The following is a 12,145-nucleotide window of genomic DNA, read 5'->3' as shown; positions in this document are numbered from 1 at the left end:
CGGTGTCGGGGGGCTGGCGGCGTGCTACTGCCGCGCGCCGAAGATGGCGGTGCCGATGCGCACCAGCGTGGCGCCTTCGGCAATGGCCGCGTCCATGTCGGCGGACATGCCCATCGACAGCGTGTCCACGTTTAGCCCGGATTGGCGCAGTTGGTCAAGCAGCCCGCGCAGCGCGGCAAACGGCTGGCGCTGGGCGGCGGGGTCCGACGCCGGCGCCGGGATGGCCATCAGCCCGCGCAGGCGCAGGTTCGGCAGTTGGGCGATAGCCTGCGCCAGTGCGGGCACCTCGGCCGGCGCCACGCCGCTCTTGGTGTCCTCGTCGCTGATATTGACCTGGATGCAGACCTGCAGCGGCGGCAGCCCGGCCGGCCGCTGGGCCGACAGCCGCTCGGCAATCCGCAGCCGGTCGATCGCATGTACCCAATCGAACTGCTCGGCCACCGGGCGCGTCTTGTTGCTCTGCAGGGGGCCGATGAAATGCCACTGGAGCTGGCCGCGCAGGTCGTCCAGCGCGGCAATCTTTTCCACCCCTTCCTGGACGTAATTCTCGCCAAATGCCCGCTGCCCGGCCGCCACCGCCTCGCGCACCCGGGCCGCCGAAACAGTCTTGGAAACCGCCAGCAGCATGACGTCGGAGGGCGCCCTGCCGGCTTGTTGTGCGGCCGCCGCGATGTCATGGTTCACGGCTTGCAAGTTGGCGGCGATTACAGACATAATCCAGCGGAATAATTCCAAGAAGTACAAACAGAAGTACAACAATAAACCGGTAAAGGCCCGGCAAACGGTGTACCGCCAGGGCCTGTTCAGGGTGGGGTCATTATAGATGGACATCGCACAGCTTCTGGCCTTCGCGGTCAAGAACAAGGCTTCCGATCTTCACCTCTCGGCAGACATGCCGCCGATGGTGCGTATTCACGGGGACATGCGCCGCATCAACGTCGCGGCCATGACGCACAAGGACGTCCACGCCATGGTGTACGACATCATGAGCGACGTGCAGCGCAAATCCTACGAAGAGCGGCTGGAGGTCGATTTCTCTTTCGAGATCGCCGGGCTGTCCCGCTTCCGGGTCAACGCCTACAACACCCAGCGCGGCGCCGCGGCCGTGTTCCGGACGATTCCCTCCAAGGTACTGACGCTCGACGACCTGCACGCGCCGGCCGTGTTTGCCGACCTGTGCATGAAGCCGCGCGGGCTGGTGCTGGTGACCGGGCCCACGGGCTCGGGCAAGTCGACCACGCTGGCGGCGATGGTGGACCACCGCAACGACAACGACATGGGCCACATCCTCACGGTGGAGGACCCGATCGAATTCGTCCACAACTCCAAGAAAAGCCTGATCAACCAGCGCGAGCTCGGGCCGCACACGCACTCGTTCGCCAACGCGCTGCGCTCGGCGCTGCGCGAGGATCCGGACGTGATCCTGGTGGGCGAACTGCGCGACCTGGAAACCATCCGCCTGGCGCTGACCGCCGCGGAAACGGGCCACCTTGTCTTTGCCACGCTGCACACCAGCTCGGCGGCCAAGACCATCGACCGGGTCGTGGACGTGTTTCCGCCCGAGGAAAAGGACATGGTCCGCACGATGCTGTCCGAATCGCTGGAAGCGGTCATCTCGCAGACGCTGCTCAAGACGCGCGACGGCAACGGCCGGACCGCCGCGCACGAGATCATGATCGCCACGCCGGCCATCAGGCACCTGATCCGCGAGAACAAGATCGCCCAGATGTACTCGATGATGCAGACGTCCAGCGGCCTGGGCATGCAGACGCTGGACCAGTGCCTGAGCGACCTGATCAAGCGCGGCATGATCAACTACAACGACGCGCGGGCGATTGCCAAGAATCCTGACGCCTTCATGGGATAAGGAGCCAGCATGCTAGACCGCGAAAGCGCATCGAAGTACATCAACGACCTGCTGGAGCTGATGGTGAACAACCGCGGCTCGGACCTGTTCATCACGTCGGAATTCCCGCCCGCGATCAAGGTGGACGGCAAGATCACGCCGGTGTCGCAGCAGCCGCTGAACCCGACGCAGGCCCTGGGGCTGGTGCGATCGATCATGAACGAGCGCCAGGTGAAGGAGTTCGACGACACGCGCGAGTGCAACTTCGCCATCACGGCGCCCAACGCCGGGCGGTTCCGCGTATCGGCGTTCATCCAGCAGGGCCGGGCCGGCATGGTGGTGCGGACGATCAACACGCGCATCCCGTCGGTGGAGGACCTGGACCTGCCGCCGTCGCTGCATGACATCGTCATGTCCAAGCGCGGCCTGGTGATCGTCACCGGCGCCACGGGGTCGGGCAAGTCGACGTCGCTGGCGGCGATGCTGGACCACCGCAACGCGCACTCGTACGGCCACATCATCACGATCGAGGACCCGATCGAGTACGTGCACGCGCACCAGAACTGCATCGTCACGCAGCGCGAGGTGGGCATCGACACTGAGTCATGGCACATCGCGCTCAAGAACACGCTGCGCCAGGCGCCCGACGTGATCCTGATCGGCGAAATCCGCGACCGCGAGACCATGGAGTACGCGATGCAGTACGCCGAGACGGGCCACCTGTGCCTGGCCACGCTGCACGCGAACAACGCCAACCAGGCCATCGACCGGATCGTCAACTTCTTCCCCGAGGAAAAGCGCCAGCAGTTGCTGATCGACCTGTCGCTGAACCTGAAGGCGATGATCTCGCAGCGGCTGCTGCCGCGCGCCGGCCGCAAGGGCCGCGTGCCGGCCGTGGAGATCATGATCGGCACGCCGCTGGTGGCCGACCTGATCTTCAAGGGCGAGATCCACGAGCTCAAGGAAGTCATCAAGAAATCGCGCGAGCAGGGCATGATCTCGTTCGACCAGGCGCTGTTCGAGCTGTACGAGGCCGACAAGATCACGTACGAGGACGCGCTCAAGAACGCCGACTCGCTGAACGACCTGCGCCTGATGATCAAGCTGCACAGCACGCGGCACCGCGACGCGGACCTGGGCGCCGGCACCGAGCACCTGAACGTGATCTGACGCGCCGGGAGCCGGGCGCGGTATCCTTGCGCCCATCCCCACCAGGAGACCGACGATGCAAAACGTCTACCAGTTCGAAGCCAGCTCGCTGGCGGGCCAGCCGGTGCCGCTGGCCGACTTCCGCGGCAAGGTGCTGCTGATCGTCAACACGGCGAGCGAGTGCGGGTTCACGCCGCAGTACGCGGGGCTGCAGGCGCTGCAGGACGCCTACCAGACGCGCGGTTTCGACGTGCTGGGCTTTCCGTGCAACCAGTTCGGCAAGCAGGAGCCTGGCGATGCCGAGCAGATCGGCGCGTTCTGCGAGTCGCGCTTCCACGTCACGTTCCCGATGTTCGCCAAGATCGACGTGAACGGCGCCGACGCCCACCCGCTCTACAAGTGGCTGACCTCCGAGAAGCCGGGCCTGCTGGGGACCCAGGCGATCAAGTGGAATTTCACCAAGTTCCTACTGCGCCGCGACGGCACGATCTTCAAGCGCTACGCGCCGACGACCAAGCCCGACGAAATCCGCGCCGACATCGAGACGCTGCTGAGCGACCCGGGCGCCTGAGCGCCTCAGCCCTGTATCGCCGCCACCGCCACGGTCAGCCGTGGCAATCGTTGCTGACCGCCCGCAGGAAGCCGTTGAGCGAGCGGTCGGACGTTTCCTGGAAGTGCTCGGCCAGCATGGTGAGCTGGCGGCAGCGGTCGAGCCGGAAGCTGCGGTAGTCCTCGCGCGCCGTGCACCACGCCGCCACGAGCCAGACATTGCCCCAGAAGAACAGTCCCAGCGGCTGCACCACGCGCACGGTGTCGCGCTGCTGCGCGTCGCGGTAATCGATCTGCAGCAGCCGCTGCGCGCCGATGGCCGTGTGGACGATGTCGAACGCGTCGCGCACGGCCGGCTGGTTCACGTACTCGGGCGCAAAGATCCGGCTCTGCTGGGCGGCCAGCCGGCGCTGCGGCGGCAGCGCGCCCATCAGCTTTTCCAGCGACGGCTCGGCCGCGGCGGCCAGCGCGCCGCCGCCCCACGCCTTGAGCAGGCGCAGGCCGGCCACCATCGCCTCTACCTCCAGCGACGTGAACATCAGCGGCGGCACGTCGTAGTCGGGCCGCAGCCGATAGCCGATGCCGGCCTCGCCCTCGACGGGCACGCCGGACAGCGACAGCGCCTGGATATCGCGATAGACCGTCCGCTCGGAAACGCCCAGCCGCTGGGCCAGCAGCGCCGCCGTGGTCAGGCGGCGGCCCCGCAGGACCTGCACGATCTGGAAGAGGCGGTCGGCGCGTCGGCTCATGGCGGATGGCGGGTCAGTAGGCGGCGGCGGTCTCGGCCGGCTGCGCTTGCGGCATCGTGGCCGGCTCGTGCAGGCCGATCCGGTTGCCTTCGCTGTCGGTGATGTGGGCGTAGCGGCCCATGTTGTCGGGTAGCTGCACCGGCCCGCGCACGGTCCGGCCGCCGGCGTAGGCCACGCGGGCCAGCATGTCGTCCAGCTGCGGCGCGTTCAGGTACGGCACCGGCCCGTAGAACGCGCTGGAGCGGTACTGGTCGCCGCGCACCAGCGCGCCGCCATCGACATGGGTGAACACCGCAAGCTCCTCGTCGCCAAGGGTCTCGCGGCGCAGCGGATGCTCGAACACCGCCTCGTAGAACTGGATCGCGCGCTGCATGTCGGTCACCGGAATTTCGAGCCAGTTGACCAGGGCATTGGATGGTTGGGCCATGGTGGCGCTCCTCATCGTCGTTGGGGAGACCGGATGATGCGCGGCGCCTCCTGACAGCGTGCTGTCAGGAGCCTGTCAGGGGCCTCAGCGCGGCATCCAGGCGGCCATCACGGGGACCAGGATGGCGGTCAGCACGCCGTTCAGGCCCATGCCCAGCGCCGAGAACGCGCCGGCCTCCTGGCTGACCTGGAACGCCCGCGCCGTGCCGATGCCGTGCGCCGCCACCCCGGTGGCAAAGCCGCGCACCGTGTAGTCGCGCACGCGCAGCAGATTCAGCAGCCCGGTGGCGCTGACCGCGCCGATGATGCCGGTGGCCATCACCAGCACGGCCGTCAGCGACGGCAGCCCGCCGATCTTTTCGGACACGCCCATCGCGATCGGGATCGTCACCGACTTCGGCGCCAGCGAGCGAACCACCTCCGGCGACGCGCCCAGCAGGTAGGCGATGCCGACCGCCGACACCACCGCCGCCACCGACCCCGCCAGCAGCCCCACCAGCAGCGGCAGCACGTTGCTGCGCAGCTTCGGTAGCTGGGTGTACAGCGGCACCGCCAGCGCCACGGTAGCCGGCCCGAGCAGGAAGTGGACGAACTGGGCGCCGTCGAAATAGGTCTTGTACGGCGTGCCCGTGACGGTCAGCACGGTGACGAGGATGGCCACCGAGATCATGACCGGATTGGCCAGCGGCGAGAACTTCGCCCGCTCGTAGATGCGGAACGCGAATACGTAGGCGATCAGCGTGGCCGTAAGCCCGATCAGCGGGCTGGCGGCCAGGTACACCCAGATCTCATTGAGACGCGGCGACATCATGGCTGCGCTCCCGCGTCGGCCGGGGCTTCCCGGGGCGGCTTGCGCATCAGCGCCCGCGTGACCAGCGCCGTGACGGCGATGGCGATCCACGTGGAGAGCACCAGTGCGATGACGATCGGCATCCACTCGCTGCCAATGCGGTTGGCATGGACCATGATGCCCACCCCGGCCGGCACGAACAGCAGCGACAGGTGCTTGAGCAGCTCGCTGGCCGACCCCTGGATCACGGGCAGCAGCCGGTTGTCGAAGACGAGCCAGCCAAACAGGAGCAGCATGCCGATCACCGGACCGGGCACGGGCAGGCGCAGCGCGTAGCTGATCACCTCGCCCACGGTCTGGAAGACCAGCAGGATCGCGAAAGTCTGAAGCATGGGGGCAGCTTGGGAACCGAAGTGCCGACATGGTACTCCCGTACAAGCCGCGTGCAAGGGTGTCGGCAGCCCCGGATTAGCTCCTCACTTCCGCCAGCGGCAGAGGGGTTTGGGATGAGGGCCGGCGTGCCGGGATGCCGCGGCGGCTGGTTGAACCGCCTTGCCCTCTCCCCCGGCCCCTCTCCCACAATGCGGGAGAGGGGAGACAACATCGGGACTACTTCACCCCACCGCCACGCCGGCCATCATCCGGTCCACCAGTTCCACCCAGTGCATCACCGGCGTTTCCGTGCCGCTCTGCAGGTGCGTGATGCAGCCGATGTTGGCCGTGACGATGGAATCGGGCGACGTGGCCTGGAGCTTGTCGAGCTTGTCGTCGCGCAGCCGGTATGACAGCTCCGGCTGCAGCACGGAGTACGTGCCCGCCGATCCGCAGCACAGGTGGCTGTCGGCGCAGAGCCGCACGTCCACGCCCAGGCGGGTCAGCAGCGCCTCCACCTTGCCGCGGATCTGCTGGCCGTGCTGGAGCGTGCAGGGCGGATGCCACGCCACGCGGCGGCCGTCGCGCGGCACGGCGCCGGCCAGCCGGTGCAGGTCGTCGGCAAAGTCGGGCAGCAGTTCGGACAGGTCGCGCGTCAGTGCCGACACCCGGGCCGCCTTCTCCGCGTAGCGCGGGTCGTTGCGCAGCAGGTGGCCGTAATCCTTGACCATCGCGCCGCAGCCGGACGCGGTCATGACGATGGCCTCCGCGCCGGCCTCGATATGCGGCCACCATGCGTCGATGTTGGCGCGCATGTTGTCCAGCCCGCCGGCATGATCGCTCGTGTGGAAGCGGATGGCGCCACAGCAGCCGGCCTGGGGCGCCACCACCAGTTGCACGCCCAGCTTGTCGAGCACCCGGGCCGTGGCGGCATTGATGTTGGGCGACATGGCGGGCTGCACACAACCGTCGAGCAACAACATCTTGCGCGGATGCTCGGTGCGCGGCCACGTGCCGGGCGGGGTGGGATGGGCCGGCACCTTGTTGCGCAGCGCCTGCGGCAGCAGCGGGCGCACCACCTGGCCGAGCTTCAGCGCCGGGCCAAACAGCGCCGGCCGCGTCAGCCCCTCGCGCAGCAGCCATCGGGCAATGCGCTGGCCCGCCGGGCGCTGCACGCCCTGTTCGGCCAGCCGGTTGTCAACGAGCTGCCGGCCGATGTCGACCAGCCGCCCGTACGTCACGCCCGACGGGCAGGTGGATTCGCAGTTGCGGCAGGTCAGGCAGCGGTCCAGGTGCACGCGCGTGCTTTCCGTCACCGGGTTGCCTTCCAGCACCTGTTTCATCAGGTAGATGCGCCCGCGCGGGCCGTCCAGCTCGTCGCCCAGCAACTGGTACGTGGGGCAGGTGGCCGTGCAGAAGCCGCAGTGCACGCATTTGCCGACGATGGACTTCGCCTCTTCGCCCTCGGGGGTATTGCGCAGGAATTCGGCCAGGGTGGTTTGCATGGTGGGGGATCGTGATGTTGGCGCGGGGCGCGATCAGAGGCCGGGGTAGAGGCGCTGCGGGTTGAAAATGCCCGCCGGGTCGAAGCTGGCCTTGAGCCGCTTGTGGATGGCGGCCAGCGGCGCGGCCAGCGGCGTGAAGACGCCCACGGCCTTGTCGCCGTTGCGGAACAGCGTGGCGTGGCCGCCGGCGGCCTGGGCGATGGCGCGCACGTGGTCGGCCGATGCCGCGCTGGCATCCGGCGCCAGCCACCAGCGCTGGCCGCCGCCCCATTCCACCAGCGTGCCGCCGGGCAGGTCCAGCGGCGGCGTCACCGTCGGCACGGCAATGCGCCACAGCGCGTGGCCGGCCTCGCGCGCCGGCGTGAAGAACGGGTGGGTCTGCTCGCGCAGCGCCGCCCAGAGCTGGGCGCCGTGGCTGGCATCCACCGTCTCGCCGCCCAGGCTCTCGCGCGCGGCGCGCACGGCCGCCGTGGCGCCGGACAGCCGCACGTGCAGCACCCCGTCATGCCACGCCGACGCCGCAATCGGTAGCGGCTTGCCGCCCCACTTGTTGAGCTGGTCGATGGCTTCCGCCTGCGCCATGCCAAAGCGCAGCGTGGCGTCGTCGAACGGCACCGGCAGCACCTTCAGCGACACCTCGGTGATCAGCCCCAGCGTGCCCAGCGACCCGGCCAGCAGCCGCGACACGTCGTAGCCGGCCACGTTCTTCATCACCTGCCCGCCGAAGTTCAGGATCTCGCCCTGGCCGTCCATCAACTGGGCGCCGAGCACGAAATCGCGCAGCGCCCCCACTGCCTGGCGGCGCGGCCCGGACAGCCCCGCCGCCACCGCGCCGCCCAGCGTGGCGCTGCTGCCCTGGCCCGGCGCGGCAAAGTGCGGCGGCTCGAAGGCCAGCATCTGCCGATGACCGGCCAGCGTGTCCTCGATCTCGGCCAGCGGCGTGCCGCAGCGCGCCGTGATCACCAGTTCGGCCGGATCGTAGTCGACGATGCCGCGGTAGGCACGCGTGTCCAGCACCGTGCCGGACAGGGCCTGGCCGTAGAAATCCTTGCTGCCGCCGCCGCGCAGGCGCAGCGGCGTGCGGCTGTCGCGGGCCTGGCGGATCGCATCGCGGAAGGCGTCGAGAGTGGCTTGCATGGGGACGTGGTTATCGTTGTCGGAATGGGGGGCGGGGCGTCACCGGTCGGGCGGCCGGGCGCCCGGTGCGTTGTCGATCGCGCCTTCGAGCTTCGAGTCGGACTGGTACTCGGGCAGCTCGGTGCCGCAGTGCTTGCAGAAGCGGGCGCCGGGCTCGTGTCCCTCGGTCAGGCAGTGCTCGCAACTGCGCGTGGTCAGTGGCCGCTTGATGATGCTGGCGGCCAGCTCGGCGCCGACGATGCCGGTCGGGAAGGCGATGATCCCGTAGCCCAGCAGGATCGTCAGCGACGTGATGAACTGGCCCACGGGCGTGCGCGGCACGATGTCGCCAAAGCCCGTGGTGGTCAGCGTCACGATGGCCCAGTACATGCTGAGCGGAATGCTCGTGAAGCCGTTCTCGGGGCCTTCCACCACGTACATCACGGTGCCCAGGATCACGGTGATGATGAACACGGTGCCCAGGAACACGAAGATCTTGCGGCGGCTGTTGGACAGCGCCCGGGCCAGGATCTCGGCTTCCTCGAAGTAGACGGTCAGCTTCAGGATCCGGAACACGCGCAGCAGCCGCAGCAGCCGCACGTCGATCAGGAACGCCAGCTCCGGCACGAAGAACGACGCCCAGGTGGGCATGATCGAGATGAAGTCGATGATGCCGTAGAAGCTCAGCGCGTAGCGCAGCGGGCGCCGTACCACGGCCAGCCGCATGCAGTACTCGGCCGTGAACAGCAGCGTGAACATCCATTCCAGCACCGTGAACAGCGTGCCAAAGCGCGCGTGGATGGACGGCGTGCTGTCCAGCATCACCACCAGCACGCTGGCGACGATGGCCACCAGCAGCACTTCGTCGAACAGGCGCCCCTGGCGCGTGTCGGCTTCGAAGATGATCGTGTACCAGCGCTGGCGCCAGCCGGATTCGGGCTGGCCCAGGCGTTGGCGGTTCAGGGCGTTGAGGTTGCGGTTCGGCATATCGGACGGTCGGATTTCGGAAAAGGCGGCGCGCCGATCCCGTTGCCACGCGCCGGTCAGAAGCGCGGCAGGTCCGGGTGCGGCAGCAGGCCGCGCCTGACGTGCATCTTGCCGTATTCGGCGCAGCGCGCGAGCGTGGGGATGGCCTTGTCCGGGTTGAGCAGCCGCGCGGGGTCGAAGGCCGCCTTCACGCCGAAGAACGCCTCGCATTCCTCGCGCGAGAACTGCACGCACATCGAGTTCAGCTTTTCCACCCCCACGCCGTGCTCGCCGGTCACGGTGCCGCCCAGCTCCACGCAGGTCTCAAGGATGTCGGAGCCGAACAGCTCGGCGCGGTGCCACTCGTCCACGTCGCCGCCATCGAACAGGATCAGGGGATGCATGTTGCCATCGCCGGCGTGGAACACGTTGATGCATCGCAAGCCGTACTTGTGCTCCATCTGCTCGATGCGCTTGAGCAGCGTGCCGATGTGCTTGCGCGGGATCGTGCCGTCCATGCAGTAGTAGTCGGGCGAGATCCGGCCCGCCGCCGGGAACGCGTTCTTGCGGCCGCTCCAGAAGCGCAGCCGCTCGGCCTCGTTCTGCGACACGGTGATCCGCGTGGCGCCCGACGCGCGCAGCACCTCGCTCATCCGGCCGATCTCCTCGGCCACTTCCTCTGGCGTGCCGTCGGACTCGCAGAGCAGGATGGCGGCTGCGTCCAGGTCGTAGCCGGCCTTGACGAATTCCTCCACGGCGGCCGTGGCGGGGCGGTCCATCATCTCCAGGCCGGCCGGGATGATGCCGGCCGCGATCACGTCGGCCACGGCGTTGCCGCCTTTTTCCACATCGTCGAAGCTGGCCATGATGACCTGCGCAAGCTGGGGCTTGGGCACCAGCCGCACGGTGACCTCGGTGACCACGGCCAGCATGCCCTCGGAGCCGATCACGGTGGCCAGCAGGTCCAGCCCGGGCGAATCCGGCGCCTCCGAGCCGAACACCACGACGTCGCCCTCCATCGTCACGGCGCGCACGCGCAGCACGTTGTGGACGGTCAGGCCGTACTTCAGGCAGTGGACGCCGCCCGAGTTCTCGGCCACGTTGCCGCCGATGGAGCAGGCGATCTGCGACGACGGATCGGGCGCGTAATAGAGATTGTGCGGCGCGGCGGCCTCGGAGATTGCCAGGTTGCGCACGCCGGGCTGGACCACGGCCGTGCGCGCGTACGGATCGACCGACACGATGCGCTTGAACTTGGCCAGCGACAGCACCAGCCCGCCGGCAATCGGCATGGCGCCGCCAGACAGGCTCGTGCCCGACCCGCGCGGCACCACGGGCACGCCCAGTTCGTGGCACAGCCGCAGCACGGCGCAGACCTGGTCCTCGGTGTCGGGCAGCACCACGGCGTCGGGCACCTGGCGGTAGGCGGCCAGGCCATCGCACTCGTAGGGAATGGTGTCCTCGGCCTTCCACAGCACGGCGGACGCGGGCAGGATGGCCGCAAGCCGGGCCAGCAGCGTGGCGCGGCGCGACTCGGCGGATACTTCCGCGACGGGGTGGGCGTCTTGCGGGGCGTTCATGGCAGCAACTCCTGTGACGGACAGGGCGCCGCGCACGGGATTGACACGCGAAGCGCCAGTGCACGGCCGGGACGGCAGACTATAGCGCAGGCCCCTCGCCAGGCGGGCCCCGGCGCACGTGAATTCGGCATGGCAACCCGATCAAAATGGTTCATGCTGGCCGCCGCGGGCCGGGGGACGATTCCAGCGTAGTGGCTCGGACGCTACCAGTCCAGCCCGAGCAGCCAGTCGATGAAGTAGCGCGCCTCGGGCATCAGCGGCGCCTGTTCGCGCTCCACGATGTAATAGCCGTGCGGCGACACCGACTCGATATCCAGCAGCTTGACCATCTGGCCCGCCGCCAGCCACTGCCGCGCCATGCGCTGCCGCACCAGCCCCACGCCCTGGTTCGAGACGATCGCTTCCAGCATCAGCCCGATGTCGTTGAACTGGGCGCCGGTCTGCGGCTCGGGCCAGTCCAGCCCGGCGGTCTCGAACCACGGCCGCCATGGCTCCAGCGGGCTGCGCAGCAGCGTCAGGTTGTGCAGGTCCTCGGGCTTGGTCACCGCGAAGCCGTTCACCCGTTCGTAGTATTCCCGCCCGCAGGCCGGAAACACCTGCTCCACCAGCAGCCGCGTGGTCTTCAGGTCCGGGTAGCGGCCCGTGCCGTAGCGGATCTCGATGTCGGTGTCCTCGGCCTTGACGTCCAGGAACGGCACCGCCAGGTGCAGCTCCAGGTCGATATGCGGGTACAGCGCGCTGAATTCGGGCAGGCGCGGCACCAGGTGCTGGCGGCCGAACGTGGGCGGGATGGCCACCCGCAGCCGCGTGCGCAGCTTGTTGTACTCGGGCCGGGCCAGTTCGTTGAGCGACTTCAGCGCGTCCTGCACGTTGCGCTGGTAGCGCGTGCCGGCGGCGGTCAGCCGCAGCGCGGCGTTGGAACGCACGAACAGGTCCTCGCCCCACAGCTCCTCAAGGTTCTTGATCCGGTGCGACACCGCGCTGGGCGTGACCGACAGCTCCTCGGCCGCGCGGGCAAAGCTGCCCAGCCGCGCCGCCGATTCGAACGCGATCAGCAGGTGCAGCGGCGGCACACGTTGGAAAACCGATGCCATGGC

The 12,145-nt window shown here is 68.5% G+C and carries 13 protein-coding genes; 3 read left to right on the top strand and 10 right to left on the bottom strand.

Annotated elements, in window-relative coordinates; translation table 11 throughout:
• Window positions 1-24 precede the first annotated feature (24 nt).
• A complete protein-coding gene (locus tag EPAKOI_RS13510) occupies window positions 25-714 on the bottom strand; it encodes a YggS family pyridoxal phosphate-dependent enzyme (RefSeq protein WP_124683317.1) in 690 nt (229 codons plus the stop codon).
• A 109-nt stretch (window positions 715-823) separates the two neighbouring features.
• Between EPAKOI_RS13510 and EPAKOI_RS13505 the strand changes: the two genes are divergently transcribed.
• From EPAKOI_RS13505 to EPAKOI_RS13495, 3 genes are read left to right on the top strand one after another with little or no spacing between them, the layout of a single operon-like run.
• Window positions 824-1,867: a type IV pilus twitching motility protein PilT gene (locus EPAKOI_RS13505; protein WP_124683318.1), complete on the top strand. Its 1,044-nt coding sequence runs from the start codon at window positions 824-826 to the stop codon at window positions 1,865-1,867.
• 9 nt (window positions 1,868-1,876) lie between these two features.
• Complete coding sequence (locus tag EPAKOI_RS13500) at window positions 1,877-3,016, top strand: PilT/PilU family type 4a pilus ATPase (protein ID WP_124683319.1); 1,140 nt, start codon at window positions 1,877-1,879, stop codon at window positions 3,014-3,016.
• A 55-nt stretch (window positions 3,017-3,071) separates the two neighbouring features.
• On the top strand, window positions 3,072-3,566 hold the full coding sequence (locus EPAKOI_RS13495; RefSeq protein ID WP_124683320.1) for a glutathione peroxidase: 495 nt from the start codon (window positions 3,072-3,074) through the stop codon (window positions 3,564-3,566).
• A gap of 34 nt (window positions 3,567-3,600) precedes the next feature.
• Here the strand turns inward: EPAKOI_RS13495 and EPAKOI_RS13490 are convergent, their stop codons facing one another.
• The 9 genes from EPAKOI_RS13490 to EPAKOI_RS13450 all read right to left on the bottom strand — a co-directional run bounded on the left by EPAKOI_RS13490 (window position 3,601) and on the right by EPAKOI_RS13450 (window position 12,142).
• Window positions 3,601-4,293, bottom strand: a complete 693-nt coding sequence (locus tag EPAKOI_RS13490) for a YafY family protein (protein WP_313835294.1) — start codon at window positions 4,291-4,293, stop codon at window positions 3,601-3,603.
• A 13-nt stretch (window positions 4,294-4,306) separates the two neighbouring features.
• Window positions 4,307-4,720 carry a VOC family protein gene (locus tag EPAKOI_RS13485; protein WP_124683322.1) on the bottom strand — a complete coding sequence of 138 codons (414 nt, stop codon included), beginning with the start codon at window positions 4,718-4,720 and terminating at the stop codon, window positions 4,307-4,309.
• Between the two features lie 84 nt (window positions 4,721-4,804).
• A complete protein-coding gene (locus EPAKOI_RS13480) occupies window positions 4,805-5,530 on the bottom strand; it encodes an LrgB family protein (protein ID WP_124683323.1) in 726 nt (241 codons plus the stop codon).
• Entirely contained in the window at window positions 5,527-5,901 is a 375-nt protein-coding gene (locus EPAKOI_RS13475; RefSeq protein WP_124683324.1) for a CidA/LrgA family protein, read from the bottom strand. Before EPAKOI_RS13475 ends, EPAKOI_RS13480 begins: the two co-directional genes overlap by 4 nt.
• A 222-nt stretch (window positions 5,902-6,123) precedes the next feature.
• On the bottom strand, window positions 6,124-7,386 hold the full coding sequence (gene glcF, locus EPAKOI_RS13470; protein WP_423192406.1) for a glycolate oxidase subunit GlcF: 1,263 nt from the start codon (window positions 7,384-7,386) through the stop codon (window positions 6,124-6,126).
• A gap of 33 nt (window positions 7,387-7,419) precedes the next feature.
• Window positions 7,420-8,523, bottom strand: coding sequence for a glycolate oxidase subunit GlcE (gene glcE / locus EPAKOI_RS13465; RefSeq protein ID WP_313835292.1), 1,104 nt, complete (start codon window positions 8,521-8,523; stop codon window positions 7,420-7,422).
• Window positions 8,524-8,562: 39 nt separating this feature from the next.
• Window positions 8,563-9,489, bottom strand: coding sequence for an ion transporter (locus EPAKOI_RS13460; RefSeq protein WP_423192405.1), 927 nt, complete (start codon window positions 9,487-9,489; stop codon window positions 8,563-8,565).
• A 56-nt stretch (window positions 9,490-9,545) separates the two neighbouring features.
• Window positions 9,546-11,048 carry an FAD-linked oxidase C-terminal domain-containing protein gene (locus EPAKOI_RS13455; RefSeq protein WP_313835291.1) on the bottom strand — a complete coding sequence of 501 codons (1,503 nt, stop codon included), beginning with the start codon at window positions 11,046-11,048 and terminating at the stop codon, window positions 9,546-9,548.
• Between the two features lie 203 nt (window positions 11,049-11,251).
• Complete coding sequence (locus EPAKOI_RS13450) at window positions 11,252-12,142, bottom strand: LysR substrate-binding domain-containing protein (protein ID WP_124683329.1); 891 nt, start codon at window positions 12,140-12,142, stop codon at window positions 11,252-11,254.
• Window positions 12,143-12,145: the final 3 nt, after the last annotated feature.

The organism is Cupriavidus sp. H18C2 (assembly GCF_049393795.1).
In the GTDB taxonomy this organism is placed as follows: Bacteria; Pseudomonadota; Gammaproteobacteria; order Burkholderiales; family Burkholderiaceae; genus Cupriavidus; species Cupriavidus pauculus_C.
Note: the sequence above shows the minus strand (reverse complement) of the source record. Positions and strands in the feature narration are given on the sequence as shown.